The sequence below is a fragment of the Mesorhizobium sp. HAY1-8B genome, assembly GCF_056868045.1.
In genome coordinates, this window is record NZ_CP200321.1 from 2,687,812 (window position 1) to 2,706,774 (window position 18,963).

The 18,963-nt window shown below is 60.4% G+C and carries 16 protein-coding genes; 15 read left to right on the plus strand and 1 reads right to left on the minus strand.

Features of this window, described 5'->3' with window-relative positions:
* The first annotated feature begins 22 nt into the window (after nucleotides 1-22).
* Genes AC1VON_RS12700 through AC1VON_RS12730 form a run of 7 tightly spaced genes read left to right on the plus strand, consistent with a single transcriptional unit; the run spans nucleotide 23 to nucleotide 7,448 of the window.
* Nucleotides 23-1,696 (plus strand): GMC family oxidoreductase, encoded by a 1,674-nt coding sequence (locus AC1VON_RS12700; RefSeq protein ID WP_483122913.1) that lies wholly within the window; start codon nucleotides 23-25, stop codon nucleotides 1,694-1,696.
* Between the two features lies 1 nt (nucleotide 1,697).
* Nucleotides 1,698-2,105 carry a hypothetical protein gene (locus AC1VON_RS12705; protein ID WP_172351811.1) on the plus strand — a complete coding sequence of 136 codons (408 nt, stop codon included), beginning with the start codon at nucleotides 1,698-1,700 and terminating at the stop codon, nucleotides 2,103-2,105.
* 28 nt (nucleotides 2,106-2,133) lie between these two features.
* Nucleotides 2,134-2,511 carry a carboxymuconolactone decarboxylase family protein gene (locus tag AC1VON_RS12710; protein ID WP_056565175.1) on the plus strand — a complete coding sequence of 126 codons (378 nt, stop codon included), beginning with the start codon at nucleotides 2,134-2,136 and terminating at the stop codon, nucleotides 2,509-2,511.
* A complete protein-coding gene (locus AC1VON_RS12715) occupies nucleotides 2,508-4,007 on the plus strand; it encodes an aldehyde dehydrogenase (RefSeq protein WP_483122918.1) in 1,500 nt (499 codons plus the stop codon). Before AC1VON_RS12710 ends, AC1VON_RS12715 begins: the two co-directional genes overlap by 4 nt.
* Before the next feature lie 26 nt (nucleotides 4,008-4,033).
* Nucleotides 4,034-5,536 carry an aldehyde dehydrogenase family protein gene (locus AC1VON_RS12720; RefSeq protein WP_483122921.1) on the plus strand — a complete coding sequence of 501 codons (1,503 nt, stop codon included), beginning with the start codon at nucleotides 4,034-4,036 and terminating at the stop codon, nucleotides 5,534-5,536.
* A 14-nt stretch (nucleotides 5,537-5,550) separates the two neighbouring features.
* Nucleotides 5,551-6,465: an SMP-30/gluconolactonase/LRE family protein gene (locus tag AC1VON_RS12725; RefSeq protein ID WP_172351808.1), complete on the plus strand. Its 915-nt coding sequence runs from the start codon at nucleotides 5,551-5,553 to the stop codon at nucleotides 6,463-6,465.
* A 53-nt stretch (nucleotides 6,466-6,518) separates the two neighbouring features.
* Nucleotides 6,519-7,448: a LysR family transcriptional regulator gene (locus AC1VON_RS12730; RefSeq protein WP_172351807.1), complete on the plus strand. Its 930-nt coding sequence runs from the start codon at nucleotides 6,519-6,521 to the stop codon at nucleotides 7,446-7,448.
* A gap of 239 nt (nucleotides 7,449-7,687) precedes the next feature.
* Here the strand turns inward: AC1VON_RS12730 and AC1VON_RS12735 are convergent, their stop codons facing one another.
* On the minus strand, nucleotides 7,688-8,065 hold the full coding sequence (locus tag AC1VON_RS12735; RefSeq protein ID WP_483122924.1) for a sensor histidine kinase: 378 nt from the start codon (nucleotides 8,063-8,065) through the stop codon (nucleotides 7,688-7,690).
* A gap of 268 nt (nucleotides 8,066-8,333) precedes the next feature.
* Between AC1VON_RS12735 and AC1VON_RS12740 the strand changes: the two genes are divergently transcribed.
* From AC1VON_RS12740 to AC1VON_RS12775, 8 genes are all read left to right on the plus strand, one after another.
* Entirely contained in the window at nucleotides 8,334-9,494 is a 1,161-nt protein-coding gene (locus AC1VON_RS12740) for an ABC transporter substrate-binding protein (RefSeq protein WP_445299328.1), read from the plus strand.
* A gap of 97 nt (nucleotides 9,495-9,591) precedes the next feature.
* A complete protein-coding gene (locus tag AC1VON_RS12745; protein WP_483122928.1) occupies nucleotides 9,592-11,766 on the plus strand; it encodes a YbhB/YbcL family Raf kinase inhibitor-like protein in 2,175 nt (724 codons plus the stop codon).
* A 244-nt stretch (nucleotides 11,767-12,010) separates the two neighbouring features.
* The gene (locus AC1VON_RS12750) at nucleotides 12,011-12,205 is read left to right on the plus strand and encodes a hypothetical protein (protein WP_483122932.1); all 195 of its coding nucleotides are present in this window, start codon (nucleotides 12,011-12,013) and stop codon (nucleotides 12,203-12,205) included.
* A 21-nt stretch (nucleotides 12,206-12,226) separates the two neighbouring features.
* Nucleotides 12,227-13,183, plus strand: coding sequence for an alpha/beta fold hydrolase (locus AC1VON_RS12755; RefSeq protein ID WP_056565134.1), 957 nt, complete (start codon nucleotides 12,227-12,229; stop codon nucleotides 13,181-13,183).
* A 161-nt stretch (nucleotides 13,184-13,344) separates the two neighbouring features.
* A complete protein-coding gene (locus AC1VON_RS12760) occupies nucleotides 13,345-14,586 on the plus strand; it encodes an ABC transporter permease subunit (RefSeq protein ID WP_483122937.1) in 1,242 nt (413 codons plus the stop codon).
* Nucleotides 14,583-15,983: an ABC transporter permease gene (locus AC1VON_RS12765; protein ID WP_172351802.1), complete on the plus strand. Its 1,401-nt coding sequence runs from the start codon at nucleotides 14,583-14,585 to the stop codon at nucleotides 15,981-15,983. The genes AC1VON_RS12760 and AC1VON_RS12765 overlap by 4 nt, the downstream gene beginning before the upstream one ends.
* 9 nt (nucleotides 15,984-15,992) lie before the next feature.
* Entirely contained in the window at nucleotides 15,993-16,682 is a 690-nt protein-coding gene (locus AC1VON_RS12770; protein WP_172351801.1) for a bacteriorhodopsin, read from the plus strand.
* A 59-nt stretch (nucleotides 16,683-16,741) separates the two neighbouring features.
* The gene (locus AC1VON_RS12775) at nucleotides 16,742-18,937 is read left to right on the plus strand and encodes a flotillin family protein (RefSeq protein ID WP_483122941.1); all 2,196 of its coding nucleotides are present in this window, start codon (nucleotides 16,742-16,744) and stop codon (nucleotides 18,935-18,937) included.
* Nucleotides 18,938-18,963: the final 26 nt, after the last annotated feature.

Here is an 18,963-nt window from a genome sequence, read left to right on the forward strand (position 1 = left end):
TGGACCCCAAGGGAGGAAGAAAATGACCGTTGAAGTTCTGGCGGATCGCGGTGCACGGGCAAGGCGCGACGAGGAAGTGGATGTCGTGATCGTCGGGGCCGGTCCATCCGGCTCGGTCGCCGCGCTTCATCTGGCGCGTGCTGGCATTTCCGTTGTCGTGCTCGAACAGGGCGAATGGCCTGATTATGCCGACTATACCGGCGCGCGTCCGGAGCACGAGCTTGTCAGCACTAAGCTCTGGCATCCCAATCCCAACGTCCGTGACAATCCCAATGACTATCCCGTTGACACGTCGACGACGGACATCAACCCGCTGATGTTCGCCGGCGTCGGTGGCAGCGCGACGCTTTATGGCGCGCAATGGATGCATTTCCTGCCGTCGGACTTCCGCGTGCGGTCGATGGACGGCGTGGCCGAGGACTGGCCGTTCAGCTATGAAGACCTGCTGCCTTACCAACTCGAGATCGAGCGCGAGGTGGGCGTTTCCGGTCTCGCCGGCGATCCGGCCTATCCGCCCCGCGGTGCCTACCCCTTCCCGGCGCTGCCCATCGGCTCCGTCGGTCTGCGCGGTGCGCTGGGCATGGAAAAGATGGGCTGGCACTGGTGGCCCGGCAGCAATGCCATCCCGTCGGAGACGTTCGGCGAACTCAATCCGTGCGTGCGCCGCGGAACCTGTCTTACCGGGTGCCCGGAGGGCGCGAAATCCACGACCGACCGGTCGCATTGGCCGCTGGCATTGAAAGCCGGCGCGCGGCTGGTCACCCGTGCGCGGGTCAAGGAAGTCGAGACCAATGAGCAAGGGCTGGCGACCGGTGTCGTCTATATCGACGCGAACGGCCGGGAGCGGCGCCAGCGCGCCAAGGTGGTCATCTTGTGCGCCAATGGCGTCGGCACGCCGCGACTGCTGCTGATGTCGGGAGGGTCCAGGAATCCGGACGGCCTTGCCAACTCATCGGGCATGGTCGGCAAAAGGCTGATGATGCATCCCTTCGCCAGCGTACTCGCCTCTTACGCGGATCCGCTCGATTCCTGGCGCGGCCCCTTTGGCCAGCAGGTCTATTCGCTCGAGTTCTACGAGACCGACGAAAGCCGCGGTTTCGTGCGCGGTTCGAAATGGAACTGCATGCCCTCGGGCGGACCAGTTGGCGTATCCGGGGCAACCGGATCCAAGGTCTATGTCGCCGAGAGCGGCCGGTTCCAGGATTTCTGGGGCGACAACCTGCACGAGAATGTGGCGCGCCGCTTCGGCCACTCGCTGATCTGGGGCATTGTCGGCGAGGATCTTCCGGAAGAGAGCAACCAGGTGATCCTGTCCAAGGATCTGACGGACTCCGACGGGCTGCCCGCGCCGCAGATCGTCTACAAGGTCAACGAGAACTCCAACCGGCTGTTGAAGTTCAACATCGATCGCTGCCTGGAATCGGTGCGCGCCGCCGGTGCCATCGAGACGCTGGTTTCGACACCGGTGCGTGAATCGGGCTGGCATCTGATCGGAACCACCGTGATGGGCGACGATCCGAAGCGCTCGGTCGTCGACCAATGGGGCGCCTGCCACGACGTCCCGAACCTCTACGTCATGGACGCGTCGACCTTCCCGACATCAGGCGCCACCAACCCGACGGCGACCATCATGGCGGTAGCGCTGCGCAACACGCGCCGCATGATCGCCGAGCGCCGCAACCAGAAGGTGGCCTGACATGTCGAACGAGAACACCTTCTTCGCGCTCGCCGATTTCCTGATCCCCGCATATGGCAAGATGCCGAAGTTCAGCGACGTGTGCGGCTACGCCGACGTCGAGAAGTCGCTGGATTTTCGCACGGACCTGAAGCCGGGCTTTGCGCGCGGCATCGCGGTCGATCCGGCCAGCGGCGCCGAAGCTTGCCTGGAAAGCCTCAACAAGGAGGATGGCGAAGCCTTCTCGGCGATCACAACGATTGCCATCGCCACCTACTACATGAGCCCGCGCGTGCGCGAACTGATCGGCTATCCCGGCCAGGAGAACGTCCCCTACGATTCAAAGGCGACGCAGATTTACCTGACCAACGGCTCGCTCGGCCACGTCATTGCGCGCGGCCGCAAATATCGGCCGACTCCCGGCCTTTGATCTCCCAATCAACGGAAAGGACAATCCAATGGGCAAAGATGTATTCGACAAGGGTTTTGAAATCCGCAAATCGGTTCTGGGTGCCGAATTCGTCGAGAAGTCCTTCGCCAGCGCCGACGATTTCAATCGTCCGCTGCAGGAACTCGTGACGGAATATTGCTGGGGCGCCGTCTGGGGCCGCGACACGCTCGACAAGAAGACCCGCAGCATGCTGAACCTCGCCATGCTCGCTGCCCTCAATCGTCCGCACGAACTGAAGATGCATGTCAAGGGCGCGCTGACCAACGGTGTGACCAAGGACGAGATCCGCGAAGTGCTTCTACAGGTCGTGATCTATGCCGGCGTGCCCGCAGGCGTCGATTCTTTCCGGGTGGCGCGCGAAGCTTTGCAGGAAGTCGGAGCATGACAACCCGTCCGCCGCTCGCCACGGAAAAGCTCTCCATGCTGATCGGCGGCCGCTCGGCCGCCGCGCAGTCGGGGGATTTTTTCGAATCCTTCGATCCCTTCACCGGCAAAGCCTGGGCGCTGGTTCCGCGCGCCGGAGTCGCCGATGTGGATGCGGCCGTTCAGGCAGCCGCGGCCGCCTTCCGCGGCGAATGGCGGACGATGACCCCAAGCGCACGTGGGCAGATCATGACGCGCTTTGCCGACCTCGTGGCGGAGGAGGCCGAGAACCTGGCCGTTCTCGAAACCCGCGACAACGGCAAGTTGATCAATGAAATGCGGATGCAGTGCAAATACATCCCGCAATGGTTCCGCTTCTTTGGCGGCCTCGCCGACAAGATCGAGGGGCGCGTCATCCCGATCGACAAGCCGGGCGTGTTCAACTACACGCGCCGCGAGCCGCTCGGGGTTGTGGCCGCGATCACCCCATGGAACTCGCCGCTGATGCTGGCGACATGGAAGCTTGCTCCAGCGCTCGCCGCCGGCAACACGATCGTCTGGAAGCCGTCGGAATTCTCCTCGGTGTCGGCATTGTTCTTCGGCAGGCTTTTCGAGAAGGCGGGCTTTCCCAAGGGCGTCGTCAACATCGTCACCGGATTCGGGCACGAGATCGGCGACCGGCTGGTCACGCATCCCGATGTCGCCAAAGTGGCCTTCACCGGCGGCGACGCAACCGGCCGCCGCGTCTATCAGGCCGCCGCCGGCGGGCTCAAGAAGGTTACGCTCGAACTCGGCGGCAAATCCGCCAACATCGTCTTTGCCGACGCCAAGATGGAGGCCGCCATTCCCGGGCTCGTTTCGGGCATCTTCGCCGCGACCGGGCAGACCTGCATCGCCGGATCGCGCGCGCTCGTGCAGCGCTCGGTCTATGACCAGGTGACGGAGAAGCTGGTCGCTTTCGCAAAGACCGCGAGGATCGGCGATCCGCTCGATCCCGAGACCCAGGTGGGTCCGATCACCACTCTGCCGCAGCGCGCGAAAGTGCTCGATTACATCGGCATCGCCAATGGCGAGGGCGCTGCGCAATTGCTCGGCGGCAAGATACCCGAGGACACATCGATTGCCGACGGCTGGTTCGTCGAGCCGACGATCTTCGGCAACGTGAAGCAGTCCATGCGCATCGCCCAGGAAGAGGTCTTCGGACCGGTGCTGTCGGTCATTCCCTTCGAGGACGAGGACGAGGCGGTGGCTATCGCCAACGACACCATCTACGGGCTTGCGGCCGGGATGTGGACGCAGGACCTCGGTCGGGCGATACGCCTGCCCGAGCGGCTCGAGGCCGGCAGCGTCTGGGTCAACATGTACCGCGCCACCAGCTATCTCTCGCCTTTCGGCGGCTACAAGCAGTCGGGCATCGGCCGCGAGAACGGCCAGACCGCTATCTACGAATATCTTCAGGAAAAAAGCATCTGGATCGATGCCGGGAACTCCATTCCCGCGCCGTTCGTCCAGCGCTGATCGACCAGATGCTTCGGGAGGAAACCATGACCATACGTTTCGATGCCGTGCCGCCACTCGATCCCAAGGTGGCGGCGTTCGTCGGCGGCAAGCACGCGATGCTGATCGGCAACGCATGGCTCCCGGCGGCCTCGGGAAAGGCGTTGGAAGTGGTCGATCCTTCGGACGGCCGGATCATTGCCGCCGTGCCGGCCGGCGACAGCGCCGATGTGGATCTGGCGGTCAAGGCCGCGCGCAAGGCGATCGATGGTCCATGGTCGAAAATGGTGCCGGCCGAGCGCGCCAGGCTGATCTGGAAACTCGCCGATCTGATCGATGCCAATGTCGATATGCTCGCGACCCTCAATTCCTATGAGAGCGGCAAGCCGATTGGCGATTCCCGCAAAGGCGAGGTGCCGTTCACGGCAGAGACGTTCCGCTATTATGCGGGGTGGGCCACGAAGATCAATGGCGAGACGATGACGATCAACGCGCCCGGCGACTGGCATGCCTACACCCGCCGCGAGCCGGTCGGCGTCGTCGGCCAGATCATCCCGTGGAACTTCCCGCTCAGCATGCTTGCCTGGAAGGTGGCACCGGCACTTGCGGCCGGCTGCACGATCGTGCTCAAACCAGCCGAGCAGACACCGCTCGGCGCGCTCTATTTCGGCAAGCTGGTCCAGGACGCCGGCTTTCCGGAAGGCGTGGTCAACATCCTGACCGGTTTTGGCGAAACCGTCGGTGCGGCGATGTCTGCCCATCCCGACATCGACAAGGTGGCATTCACCGGTTCGACCGAAGTTGGCAGGCTGATTGCCCGCGCCGCGACCGGCAATCTCAAGAAGGTTAGCCTGGAACTTGGCGGCAAGGCGCCGACCATCGTGCTGGGCGATGCCGATATCGACATGGCGGTGGCCGGCGCCTCGAGCGCGGCATTCTTCAATGCCGGGCAGAGCTGTGGCGCGGGAACGCGTTTCTTCGTTCACAAGAAGATCTATGACAAGGTCATGTCCGGGATCGCGGCGCGCGCCGAAAAGCTGAAGCTCGGCGCCGGGCTTGATCCTGCGACGGAGCTTGGCCCCGTCGTCTCTCAGCAGCAGATGGAACGCATCACCCGGCTGATCTCGGAAGGCAGGAGTGACGGCGCCGAGATCGTCACCGGTGGCACACGGGCCGGTGACACCGGCTATTTCGTCAAGCCGACGGTTATTTCCCGGACGCGGCCGGACATGTCGGTGATCCGCGAAGAGATATTCGGGCCGGTGGCCTGCGCGATGCCGTTCGACGACGAGGACCTGGACAAACTTGCCAAGGATGCCAACGACACCGAGTATGGCCTTGCTGCATCGATCTGGACCAACAATCTGGGCGCCGCGCATCGGCTGGCCGCGAAGATCAAATCCGGCACGGTCTGGGTGAACTGCCATAACTTCAACGACGTCACCATGCCCTTCGGCGGTTTCAAGCAATCGGGCTGGGGGCGAGAACTTGGCGAACAGGCGCTCCAGCTTTACACCGAGACCAAGACCGTCGCGATCCGGCTGCCATAGGCGAGGGGCGGCCGATGTCCTGCTACGAGATGATCGATGCACGGTTCGGGGATCTGATCGATCCCGTCGCATTCCTCGAAACCATCCACACGGGAAATCGCTGGGCGGAGGGACCGGTCTATTTCGCCGACCTTCGCTCGTTGATCTGGAGCGATATTCCCAATGATCGCATGCTGCGCTGGGACGAGGAGACGGGGGCGGTTTCGCTGTTCCGGGGCCATGTCTCCAACCCGAACGGCAACACGCGCGACCGTAGTGGAAGGCTGGTCACCTGCATGCAGGGGGAACGCCGTGTCGTGCGTACCGAATGGGACGGCTCGATCACGGTGCTGGCCTCCGCCTACGATGGCAAGCCGCTGAATTCGCCGAACGATGTGGTCGTGAAGTCCGACGGCAGCATCTGGTTCACCGATCCAAACTACGGGATCATCTCCGACTATGTCGGGCGCAAGGGCCTGCAGGAGCAGCCGGGCTGCCGCGTCTACAGGATTGATCCGGTATCGGGGAAGATCACCGTCGTTGCCGATGATTTCTCCATGCCGAACGGGCTCGCCTTCTCGCCCGACGAGAAGCGCCTTTATATCTCGGACTCCGGCTTTCTAACCGACCGCAGCGCTCCCCATCACGTCAGGCAGTTTGACGTTGACGGCGACAGATTGGCAAATTCCCGCATCTTCGCCGACATATCGCCTGGCATTCCGGATGGTTTTCGCGTTGATGTTACGGGCAATCTCTGGATCAGCGCATGGGATGGCGTACAATGCCATACGCCCGAAGGTGAACTCATCGGGAAAATCCAGGTGCCGGAAATGGTTGCGAACCTGGCCTTTGGCGGGCCGCGCAACAATCGGCTGTTCATCACGGCGACAACATCGGTCTATGCCGTGTTTCTGAATGTCCGAGGCCAGAAGTACCCGTTCGGCACGTGACACGGACCACTGGGGGAGCCTGGAAGCGCTGCAGCGGATGGTTGGGGTGAAAGTTGGACACGAAGCAGCTACAGGTATTCATCGCCGTCGGTGCGGCTGGCAGCTTCTCGAAGGCCGCACTCGACCTCAGCGTCACCCAGCCGATGGTCACGCGCCATATTCGCGGGCTTGAGGAGGAACTCGGCGTCGAGCTGTTCTATCGCAACGGCCGCGGTGTCGTGCTGACCGAGGCGGGCGTGCTCCTGAAGGCCCATGCCGACGAGATCGTCGAGCGGATGCGGCTGGCGCAGAATGCGGTCTCGAACCTCAAATCCTCGCCGAAGGGGAGGTTGGTGCTGGCCGTGCCGCCTTCAGTCGGCACCGTGCTGACGGTGCCGCTGGTCAAGAAGATCAAGAACGAGTTTCCCAATGTCGCGCTGCAGGTGATCGAAGGTTTCAGCGGCCATATCCTGGAATGGCTGATTGCCGGTCGCATCGATGCCGCCGTGCTCTACAATTCGCCGAACCATCCGTCCGTGTTGACCGAACCCCTGGCCGATGACGAGCTTTTTCTGATCGGACCGGTCTTGTCAGAGCGCGTGCTGCCGCGCGCGCCGGTCGGCCTCAACATCTTCGCCGAGCTGCCGATGATCCTGCCCAGCCGCCCGCACGGGCTGCGGCGGCTTATCGACAACACCCTGGCGGAGCATGGCATCTATCCGCGTGTCGAGATGGAGCTGGAGGCAATGCCTTCAACCCTGCTTCTAGTCGAGGAGGGCACAGGCTATACGGTTCTGCCCTATGCTTCCGTCCATCTCCTTGTCGAGGCTGGCCGCATCGAGGTCTGGCCATTCGACCCGCCGATTACCCGACAGCTGATCCTCGCGACCTCGTCGCAGCGACCTATGTCGTCGAATTTTCGCCCGCTCTTCCGTGCGGTGCGCACGGAACTGAGGGACATCATTTCCACCCACATCTGGAAACCGACAACTTATCCAGAATGAGTGTTGGTGCCGTCATTCCCGATCGAGTGGAAAGATCGGCCGCGGTACATTTCGATACGGCATCCGCTCGGAGTGAGGCGTACAAAGCGCGCCACTGTCGCAGACGATGATCTTGCCGGCTGATCGGAGGAGCCGTCACCGGCAAGATCGTGTCGCAACTTGCCGCCGGTTCGCCGCCGGCGATCGATCTGTCACCTTTCCGGGCGGATAGGTTCTGATCCAGGACGCGTGACGCGGCTTCAGCGGGAAGTCGCGCGCCATTGTAACTCGGCAATCAGCCCCTGCCGGTCGGATCGATTCCGGAAACTGAGGATCGCTCCCAGTCGCGCCGCCGCCATTGTTGCGATCGTAAGGCCAAGCCCGGTGCCGGAAGCGCTTTTGTTGTGCCCTCGATAGAATCGCTCGATGATGCGTGGCAGCTCATCGTCATCCACGCCTGGCCCCTCATCGGAGATCGCCACGCCATTTCGGTCAGGCTGCGCGTACCACGTAATGCGTCCCGCACTCGCCACATGCTCGAGCGCGTTTTCATTCAGGTTGCGAAGCACGAGTTTGAGGTCGTCGGGATCACCGTTCAGGGTTACGGCGTCGAGAGCATCATCGATCACGACCGACACGAGCCTGGGGGATCTGTTCTATCGCTCAAGAGCTGACTGGCTACTTCCTCCCCAAAGCACGCCAATCCTTGGGAAACTCCCATAGCTTCGGTCTTGGACCCTTCAGCCGAGAGATCTCCATAGCGAAAGCGTATAGAGCGCATTTGAAAAATGTATTACCTCCAAGGTCCTGATTGCCCGATAGTCCCTCGCGGGTTCCACTGAACTCAGCGTGCACACGGCTCAACGCCCGGCACTAAGGGAGGAAAAATTGACGACATTCGCAACCATGTTGCGATCGCTTGCCGTTGTCGCAACGATCGCCAGCTTCAGTCCGGCATTTGCCGGTGGCGTGGATGAGCTGCCCAAGAACATCCAGGACGAACTTTACAACAAGGACATGATGGATCCGATGCAGCCGCTCGCGGAGAGTGCGTATCGCGACTGGAAGCCAAAGAAGGGTCCGCCGTGGACGATCGGCTATGCGAGTTCATATGCGGGCAATACGTGGCGCGCTGACGTGATGAAACGTCTGCAGGAGGAGCTCATTCCGAAATGGAAGAAGCTCGGCCTCGTCAAGGACGTGATCATTACCCAGTCGAACCTGAACGACTCCACGCAGATCCAGCAGATGCGGCAGCTTGTCGACCAGGGCGTCGACGCAATCATCGTCTGCTGCTCCAATCCGACCTCGCTGAACCAGACCGTTGAATACGCCCACCAGCGTGACATACCGGTGTTTTCGGCCACCGGGTACCTGACATCTCCATATGCTGTGAACGCCTCCGCGAATTTCGTGGTGGGTGGCAGCATGCTCGGCGAATGGATGGCCAAGCAGATCAATGGCAAGGGCAACGTCCTTGTTGTGGAAGGCATTCCCGGCGCTTCGGCATCGGATTCCCAGAACGTTGGCGTGCTGAAGGCTCTGGCGAAATACCCCGACATCAAGGTGGTGGGTCAAGTCGCCGGCATGTGGACCGACCAGGTTGCCCAGTCCGAGATCCAGAAATGGCTGGCCACCAATCCGGGCGATCTGAACGGCATCATCATCCAGTCGGCGTCTGAGCTGGGTGCCTTGCGCGCTCTGCAACAGAGTGGACGCGACATGGTGCCGTTCTCGATCGGCGGCGAAATCGGTGCGCTTTGCTATTGGCGCAACAACAAGGATTTCGTCAGCCAGGCGGTCCAGGCATGGCCCCCAGGTGATGATTTCGAGTTCGCATGGAACATCATGATGCGCACTCTTCAGGGACAGGGGCCGAAGGTCCAGTCCATCCTCACGAAGCCGCAGACGCTCACTTACGAGCAGCTCGAAAAGGCCGTCCCGGCCGACTGCAGCGAAGACTCTGACGGCTGGTACAACGTCGGCGCCGAGAACTGGGCAAGCAAGGATTACCTGGACCAGTTTTTCCTGCGCCCGGCTGATCCCGAGACCTTCAAGGCGCAGTGACCGCCACTGGTCTGGCCACCCCTTCGACGCCGACGGGGTGGCATTTCCTTCATTCCATGCAAGTCTAGCCGACCAACGTCGGCCAACTGGACCTATGATGTCGTACCCCACGGTTGAACTCTCATCGGTCAGGAAGACCTTCGGGCCGACGGTAGCGCTCGGCGGGTGCAACCTGACGGCCTATGCGGGCGAGGTTCACGCGATCATTGGTGGTAATGGCTCGGGCAAAAGCACGCTCGCGAAGGTTATTTCGGGCGTTCTGATTCCGGACAGCGGACAGGTCTCAATCCTGGGAAAGTCGGCAACGTCTCCACACGAAGCGCGCCAGCTGGGCATCTCCAATGTTTTTCAGGAGGTGCTTGTTGCAGATGAGTGCTCGGTGCTGGACAACCTTTACCTAGGGGCGGACAGCCTGCTGGGTTCATCCATGAACCGGGAGGAAAAGGAAGCCAAGGCAGCCGCGCTGATGCGCGAGCTCCTCGGTTTCGACATCGACCTCTCCGGCCTCGTGGGCGAGCTGCCCCTGAGCGTCAAACAGTGGGTCACGATCGCCAGGGCTCTCCTTACCGATCCAAAGGTCCTGATCCTCGATGAGTCGTCTGCCGCGCTCGACTTTGATTCCACCGAGAGGCTGTTCCGTAAGATGCGGCAGTTGAAGCAAAGGGGGGCGAGCATTCTGATCGTCACCCACCGCATCGCCGAGCTGGTGCGTATTGCAGACCGCGCGACGGTGCTGCGCGACGGCGTGGATGTCGGCAAGCTGGCTAAAGAGGAGATCACCGAGTCCAGGATTCTCGAGCTCATTGCCGGCGCCGAGCGCAGCGGGACCAGCCGTGATCAGCCTTTGCCGACGCGTCTTGGCGACCGACCGGTCCTGCGCGCGACCGACCTTCGGGTCTGGTCAGACGCTGCAGCTGTCAATTTCACGGTATACCCTGGCGAGGTCATCGGGATCACCGGCCTGGACGGGCAAGGGCAGGCGGACTTCGTAAGGTGCGTCGCCGGCATCCAGTCTCCGATTGCCGGCCGGCTGGTGGTGGTTAGTGACGGCAAGGCCAGCGAGGTTACTGATCTTGCATCGGCGCGACGAAACAACATCAGCTATGTGAGCGGCGATCGCAAGAAAGAAGGCATCTTTGCCAATCTGAGCATATACGAAAATCTGCTCCTCCCAGTGTATCGCGAGTTCCGATCCGGCGGTGTGCTGAACTTCATCAACCGGACCAAGCTGACGCCGGTTTTCGAGTGGGAGTCCAGCAAACTGGCCGTCAAGATGGGAAGCCCCCAGAACCTGATCACATCGCTGTCAGGCGGCAACCAGCAGAAGGTGCTGATTGCGAGGGCCTTTGCCGAAAAGCCCGTGGTTTTGGTGCTCAACGATCCGGCCCGCGGCATCGACGTCGGTGCCAAGCTGGACCTTTACCGCAACCTCAAGGAATTCGCGGCCCGCGGCAACGCGGTGGTGTTCCTATCCAGCGAGCTCGAAGAATTCCTGAACCTGTGCACGCGGGTTCACGTGTTTCGCAATGGCGCGATTTCGGCTGATTTTGAGCCGCCGTTCGACGGACATGTCATCCTCAACGCCATGTTCGGTCGCCGCGCAACGGCGCGGTTGCCCGGGGAGGCCGCCAACGAGAATGATCCGGACGGTCCGATGCCGGTCGCAGATAGCCACAGTCCGAGACTTGAGCAGGGCCGGCCGGTGCCGAGGTCTGTGACCCTGCTGAACCAGGAGGTGAACCATATGGCGGCAACACCATCTTTCGTACTGAGTTGTCCGGATATTGCGCCGGGGCGCGTTATCCCCGACCGGTTCGCCGAAGACAACCGCCTCTCGCCCAGGTTGGTTTGGTCAGGTCCTCCAGAAGGCACGCGCAGCTTCGCGTTGGCCATCACCGATCCTGATCTGCCAGAAGCATTTAATTTTCCCCGCTCGTTTGCACACTGGCTGGTGGCAAACATTCCGGCGGAACTTAGGGAACTGCCGGAAGGAGCGAGCGGGAGCTTGGGAATGCCGCACGGCGCTGTCGAGTTCAACAGCGACTTCGTGACGTTCAGGATCCCGGGATTTGGCAAGGGATACGGCGGACCTTGGCCGCCGGATCGAGCGCACCGGTACTTCTTCACGCTCTATGCGCTGAAGGTGGACAAGGTCGAGTTGCCGGCCGAAGCCGATTTCGCGGTATTCGCGGCTGCAGTGATGCCGGTTGCCATCGATGCGGCGTCGTTCGTGGCAGTTTACGGGCCCGCAAAGAAGTCATTGCCCGGTTAGGAACGGGTCAGGAATTCCCCAATTAGGAGGATCATATGAGTAGATATGGAAGCAGGAGCAGCTTTGATCTGGAATGGATCGAGCGATGGGCCAGGAAGGTCAACGATGATCGTATCTTGCCGGTTGTCGGCCGTTTTTTTACGAGCAAATTCGTCCTGGGTTTCGATGACACCGAGTATCTGGTGGATGTTCGGGGGGCAAAATTCAGAAGATTGCACAGGGTCTCACCCCCAATGATATGGGCGTGGAGTTTTGGCTCAAGGCTCCGAGCAGCGCTTGGTCGAAGTTTGCCCAGGAAATCCCGCCGCCGATGTTCAACGACATCTGGGCGATGGCGCATCCGCTGCACAAGCAGCTGATTATTGAGGGCAATTCGCTCCCCTTCTGGCAGAATCTGCGGGCGCTGACGCGTATGCTCTCGCTGATGCGACAAGTTTAACGGCAGCGCAGGAGAGTTGTCATGAATACACACGATCCGATTGTCGGGCGTTACGTTTATGTCCAGTGCGAAGGCAAAACGTATCGCACGTACTACGAGGAACACGGCGAAGGCATTCCGATGGTCTGCCTGCATACCGCCGGCACTGACGGGCGCCAGTACCGGCATCAGCTGTGCGATCCCGATATCAGCCAGAATTTCCGTGTCATCGCCTTCGACATGCCTTGGCATGGAAAATCGATCCCGCCGGCAGACTTCCATCTGATGGAAGACGAATACAAACTCACGACCAAATTCTATTGTGAGTTCATCGTGGCGTTCTGCCGGGCGCTGGATCTGCGCAAACCGGTCCTGATGGGCCAGTCAATGGGGGGCAACATCTGCCTGGCACTGGCACTGCGCTATGAAAGCGAGTTTTCTGCCTTCATCGCTCTTGAAGCCTGCGACTATTCGCCGGGATGGTGGATCGATCCGCTGCATCACCCCCACATCCATGGTGGCGAAGTGGTTGCGACCTCGGTGTTCGGTCTGATGGCGCCGCTCTCTCCCGACGATTACCGGTGGGAGACCTGGTGGTACTACGCGCAGGGCGGCCCGGGCATTTTCAAGGGCGACCTCTATTTCTACAGCGTCGATTCGGATTTCCGCGACCAGTGCCAGAAAATCTCGGGGAAGGTGCCGATCTACTTCCTGACTGGCGAGTACGATTTCGCCTGTACGCCGGAAATGACCCAGCGTACCGCCGAAAAGGTCAAGAATTCCGAGTGCATCATCTTTGGCGGCGGTCACTTCCCGACGTCGGAAGACCCGGCGAAATTCAAGGAGGTCATCTCTCCTGTGCTGAAGAAAATCCTCAATGCGGATCCGGAAAGGCGCGGTCAAGGCAGCAATGCCCTGTCGGGGCGGAGCATTTCCGAAAGCCGGTCATCGTCTCGCAACGAGCGGCCCAACGAGGGCCGGAAGGTCATTGAGTTCTAGGTTGCGTTAGCAACGAAAGACAAATGGTAATGTCGCAGTCCAGGGCCTCCCAAAACACCTACCTGCTGGTCCCGATCCTGCTGATCGCGCTGCTCCTGAGCACTGCGGTCATCAGGGGGCCGAACCTCGTATCGCTATCGGGATTCGGCAGCGCGATCATCGTGTCGGCGCCCCTGATACTGGCGACATTCTCCCTTGTGGCCCTGGCTGTGGCGGGACGCGGCACTGTCGACTTGGCGGTTGGACCGCTGCTCGCTTTCATCAATGTCACGATCGTCAAGCTCAACGGGCTTGGCATCGTGACGGGTCCCTTTGGTGTCATCCTGGTCGCCCTTGGGATCGGCGTGCTCTACCAGCTCTTTTTCGCGCTCATCATCATATTCGTGCGTGTCCAGCCGATCATTGTAGCGCTGAGTGGCTTTCTGGCCCTGACCGGCATCAACCTCGTCATCCTCCCGAGACCTGGCGGCACTGCGCCCGCCTGGATGTCGTCCTGGGGTCTTGGCAACACCATCTTTTCACCGGTCCTTCTGATCGTATTGCTGGCTATCGCGGCATGGTTGCTGTTCACCATGACCTCGTTCTACACAAACCTGCGTCTGATGGGTTACGATGAGCGTGCGGCCTACACCAGCGGCGTGCGCATCAACGTGGTTCGGATCGGTGCCCATGTCATCGCCGGTCTCTTCGTTGGCCTCGGCGCGATCTGCTATACCGCGCTGATTTCGTCCGGAGATCCGACACAGGGCACCACCATGACGCTGACGGCGGTGACCGCCCTCGTACTCGGGGGCGTCAGCCTGTCCGGCGGGCGCGGTGGCGTGGCGGGCGGGCTGCTCGGCGCGCTCAATCTCTTCCTGATCGGCTATGTGCTCGCCACGTTCAATTTCGGCTCGACGCAAGCGTTTGTGACGCAGCTTTTCTATGGGCTAATCCTCGTTCTCTCGCTGCTGCTGACCCTGCTCGTCCCAGTTATCGGCCGATACCTTTATTTCATTTCGCCCTTTGCGGCATTTGTCGTCCTGGGCTGCGTGGTTCTCGGGATCATGCTGTATGTCAGTACCCGCGATACCTATGGCGTGGCGGCGGTGGCCAGTGATGCCTTGAAAACCAATCCGGACGTGTTGACCCGCTATTTGCTGCTGCCCCCGCAATCGGGAAGCGGAGCCGCTTTGCCCGACCTTTCCCCGCTTCAAAAGGCCGTCTTTGGCTTCGCCGCGATACTGGCCGTGCTGACCTTTACGGTCCGTGTGGTCGTGTCTGAAGCCGTATCAGTGCGCCTCGGCGCGTTCATCTATGTGTTCGTCTCGGCACTCATCCTGCTCCTGTTTCTTGTCGTCGGCGAGCAAAGCCATGCGGCCGGCATTTTGGCGGCCGCACAATTGGTGGGGATCACGACATGACCCAGACGTTTGGCGACGGCAGCCGCAGTGGCGGCCTATTTGTTCCGCGATCACGCGCTCTGGTGTGGCTTAACCTGGCGGTCACGTTCGTAGTTGCCGCGATCAGCTTTGGCTTGGGATTCTGGCAGGGAATCAGCGCCCAAATTGTAATTCTCTACACGGTCGTGCTGGCCGCTGTGCTTTTCTGGCTGATCAACTACATAGCGGTCATATTTGAGCCGCGGCCTTCGTCACTGGACTCTGGGAGCGCGCCCGCCGCTGCCGGCGGCGTCTGGGCCGGTAACCGGGTTCTGATCGTCACCATGTCGGTGATGCTGATTGTGTACCTGCTGATTACCGCTACGGTCCCGTCCTTCAGAAGCCTTGGCAACCTGATCGCCTTCCTGCTGCTGGAAGCGATCCTGGTCTTCGCGTTCAAGGTCAGCAACCGTTTCGCTCACGGCCGGAGCGCGTTTATCGGGCTGATTGTCCTGCTGGCGCTGATTGTGATCAGCTCCTTCACGATCAACGGGTTTCTCTCCGCCCCCAATATCAAGGCAATCCTGCTGTTTGCCGCTTTCCTGGGTATCGCCTGTGTTGGCCAAACACTGGTGGCGCTGCTGGGCGGCTTGGACCTGTCGATCCCATTTGTCATCGGGTCTTCGAATATCGGGCTGCTCTTCCTGATCGGGCTCGGCGTGCCATCGTGGCTGGCAGTCGTCTTTGTGCTGATCATCGGCGCCACTCTGGGTTTCCTCAACGGCGTCCTGTCATACAGACTGCAGGGCCAAGCTTTGATCCTGACGCTCGGCATGGGCTTTGCGATTGCAGGGCTAGTCCAGATCCTCACCAGCATCGGATCGTCATTTGGCGGCAATGTTTTTGGGACAGTGCCCAAATGGCTCCAGAACCTCGCTGCTATGAACGGTCGTACCTTCGGTTTAGCCGTTCCGCCGACAATCCTCCTGTGGATCGTCATTGCGATTATCGTCATTGTCGGGCTGCGGTATTCCGCCTTTGGCAGGTATATTTATGCTCTTGGCGGTAATCGCCGTTCCGCCAAGCTCATCGGCGTCTCCGAGTTCAAATACTGGACCGTGGCCTACACCATAAGCGGCTTCTCGGCCGCCCTGACAGGATGCCTGCTGCTGGGATGGAGCGGCGGCGGATTCATCGGGGTCGGCGACCAGTATCTTTTCACAACCCTGGCTGCGGTGGTGATCGGCGGAACCTCGCTTATGGGGGGGTACGGCGGCTACGGCTACACAGTGATCGGGGTTCTCGTCCTGCAAGTCCTGAGTGCCTTCCTGATCGGCATCGGGCTCAAATACGAATGGCAACAGTTCATTTTCGGTCTTCTGATCCTGCCGATGGTCGCGCTCTACGGCCGCGCCCCAGACATCAGAGCCCAAGTTTAGGGAAAACCCATGTTTGGAACACTCTTTCAGTCCAGCGCCGTTGTGAGCACCGCGCTCAGCGTTGCCACCCTTGCCACGTTTGCAACCGCTGCCCTGGCGATGCTGGGCCTGACGTGGACGTCCGAGCGGTGGCGGGTTCCGCTGGCCCTGTCAGGCGTCGCGCTTCTCGCATCGGGTATTGAATACTACGCTGCATCGAACATTTGGCTGACGGGCCAGCAGCTCAGTGCGGCTTCGCGCTATGTTGCGTGGTTTGTGGTTCAGCCGATGCAGGTGGCGTCGGTGTTCTTCTTTGCGAGTATCGCGGGAAAAGTGCCCGTCGGTGTCTTCTGGCGGACACTGGCAGCTGCAATCCTGATGGTTCTCGCAAGGTACCTTGGCGACGCACGGATTTTCAATCCAACCCTTGGCGTGCTGCTGTCGATCGCCTTCTGGCTCTACATTCTCGGCGAGATGTATTTCGGCGCGATGGCGGATGCCGTCAGCAAGTCGACGCGGCCAATCCGGCTCGGTTATTTCTGGATCAGGCTGATCCTGACCATCGGTTGGGCGATCTACCCGATCTTGCATTTCGTGGATGTCGTTATCGGCACGGGACATGTGGCGCCGATCATCGTGCTCTACACTGTCGCTGACCTTATCAATCTCATCGCCGTCTCAATGATCGTACTTGCCGTCGCCGGCGAGGAACGTTTCTGAGGGCTGTCAATCTTCGCGCCAACCTGTTCGGCGCCTGCGGTTAAGTGGAGGATCTTCCAATGAATGGCTCAGATGTGATCGCAGTCGTTATTCTCATAACGATCATCATCGCGATCGGTGTCTATCTGCTGCACTGGCTTTACAGACACTCGTCAAAAGATCAGTCCTTCGTCCGGACCGGCCTCGGGGGCGAGCGAGTGGTCATGGGCGGTGGTGCGCTGATCATTCCGATCGTCCACGACATCACTCGCGTCAACATGAACGCGATCCCGGTGGAAATCAGGAGGCTCGGCGAGCAATCCCTGATCACCAGGAACAAAATGCGCATCGATATCATCGCAGAGTTCTTCGTACGGGTCGTACCGACGGAAGCCGGTGTCTCGACCGCCGCCCGGACGCTCGGCGAGCGCACCCAGAATCCGGCCGCGCTAAAAGAGATCGTTCAGGGCCGGTTCGTCGACGCAATGTCGGCCATCGCTTCTACAATGACGATGGATGAGATCCACACCAACCGCGGTCGTTACATGAGCGAGGTAGCCGCTCTGGCGGCGACAACTCTCGGCTCCAACGGTCTCGAGCTTGAAAACGCCTCGCTGACCAACCTCAACCAGACCGCCATTTCTGTATTTGACCCGTCCAACGCGTTCGATGCTGAAGGACTGACGCAACTGACCGAGCAGATTGAAGAGCGCCGTCAGCTCCGCAATCGTATCGAAAACGAATCGCGGATCGGCATCAAGCTCAAGGATTTCGAGACGGAGCAGCGGGCTCTGGAGATCGAGCGTGACCTTGAGTACGCCCGCATTGAACAGACACAGGCAATCGAAATCCGCAAGGCCTCCCAGCTGGCGGAAATCGAGGCAGAGCGGTCCAGTTCCACGATCAGTATTCAAAACGCCAGGATTCGCAGCGAGCAAGAAGGCGAGCGGATCCGGATCGCCAAAGACCGGCTGATTGATTCCGAACGGATCACTACCCAGTCGGAGGTGCGGTCGCTGGAGATCAAGAAACAGCAAGAGACTGAATTGACGGAGATCATGTCGCGCCGCGAGCTCGAGATGCAACGGATCCAGAACCGCCGGGAAGTCGAGGCTGAGAGGATCGAAAACGAGCAGCATGTGAAGGAGTCGGAAATCCGGTCGCGACAGGAGTTGTCAATTATTGAGACGACGTCATCGGCCGAGATCGACCAGGCCAAACTGCAGAGCCAACGGGTCACCGAGACACACCGTATCGAAACCGACAAAACCATTGAATTGCTGGCTGTGGCGAAGTCAAAGGAGGTTCGCATCAGCAATGAGCTTGCCGAAGCGGACCAGGAAAAGGCGCGCCTGCAGAAGCGCTACGATGTCGACGTCGAACGCTTGAGGGTTGACGAGGAAATCGTGCAACTCGAGATCGAGAAAAACCAGAAAATCAAGCTTGCCGAGACCAAGGCATTCCAAGAAATCCAGGACGCGTCGATCGAGGCCAACCGCCAGATTGATGAGCTGCGCATCGCGGCGCGGAAGTTTGTCGATAAGTATGAGATCGAACAGCAGAAGGAGGTTGAAATCGTCGACAAGGAACGGCTCATCGCGGTGATCAACAAGTCGATCGAGGAAGCCTACGCGAAGACGGAAGCCGCGGAAGCCCTGAAAAAGCAGGTTGAACAGGAAGAGCAGGTCAACAGCGCACGCGAACAAGAGGTGGCCGAACGCATCAAGCGGATCGAGCTTATCCAGTCTTCGTCCAGGATCGAGCGCGACGCCCAACGCGTGGTCTCTTCGGCAAAAGCCGAGAAAGAAGCTACGGAACTAAGGGCACAGGCGGAAATCGCCGAGTCCAACGCAGCCGAAATCCGCTACGCCAAAGACGCTGCCGGGCAGCGCATGCTCAACGAGTCGGAGAACACCCGTTCGGACGCCAGCAGGCGGAGTGCCATCTACGAGAATCTCGTCAGCAATCTGCCGAGTATTATTCGTGAGACGGTCAAGCCGATGGAAAATATCGAATCTATCAAGATCCTGCAGGTCGATGGACTGCCAGGCCTCAACAGCCCGTCGGAAACAGCTGGCGCGGGCAATGGCGGCTCGGGTGGGGGCAACATGACGGACCGCGTCGTGAACTCCGCCATGAAGTACCGCACCCAGGTTGCGTTCGTAGACGGGCTCATGAAGGACCTCGGGCTGCCGATCGAGAATCTCGGGAGCGCGGGCGGGATGTCGTTCCGCAATTTCCAGGGGCCGGATGCTCCTAAGGACAAGGACGACTGAACGCGGCCCACTTTAGCGAGAACTTT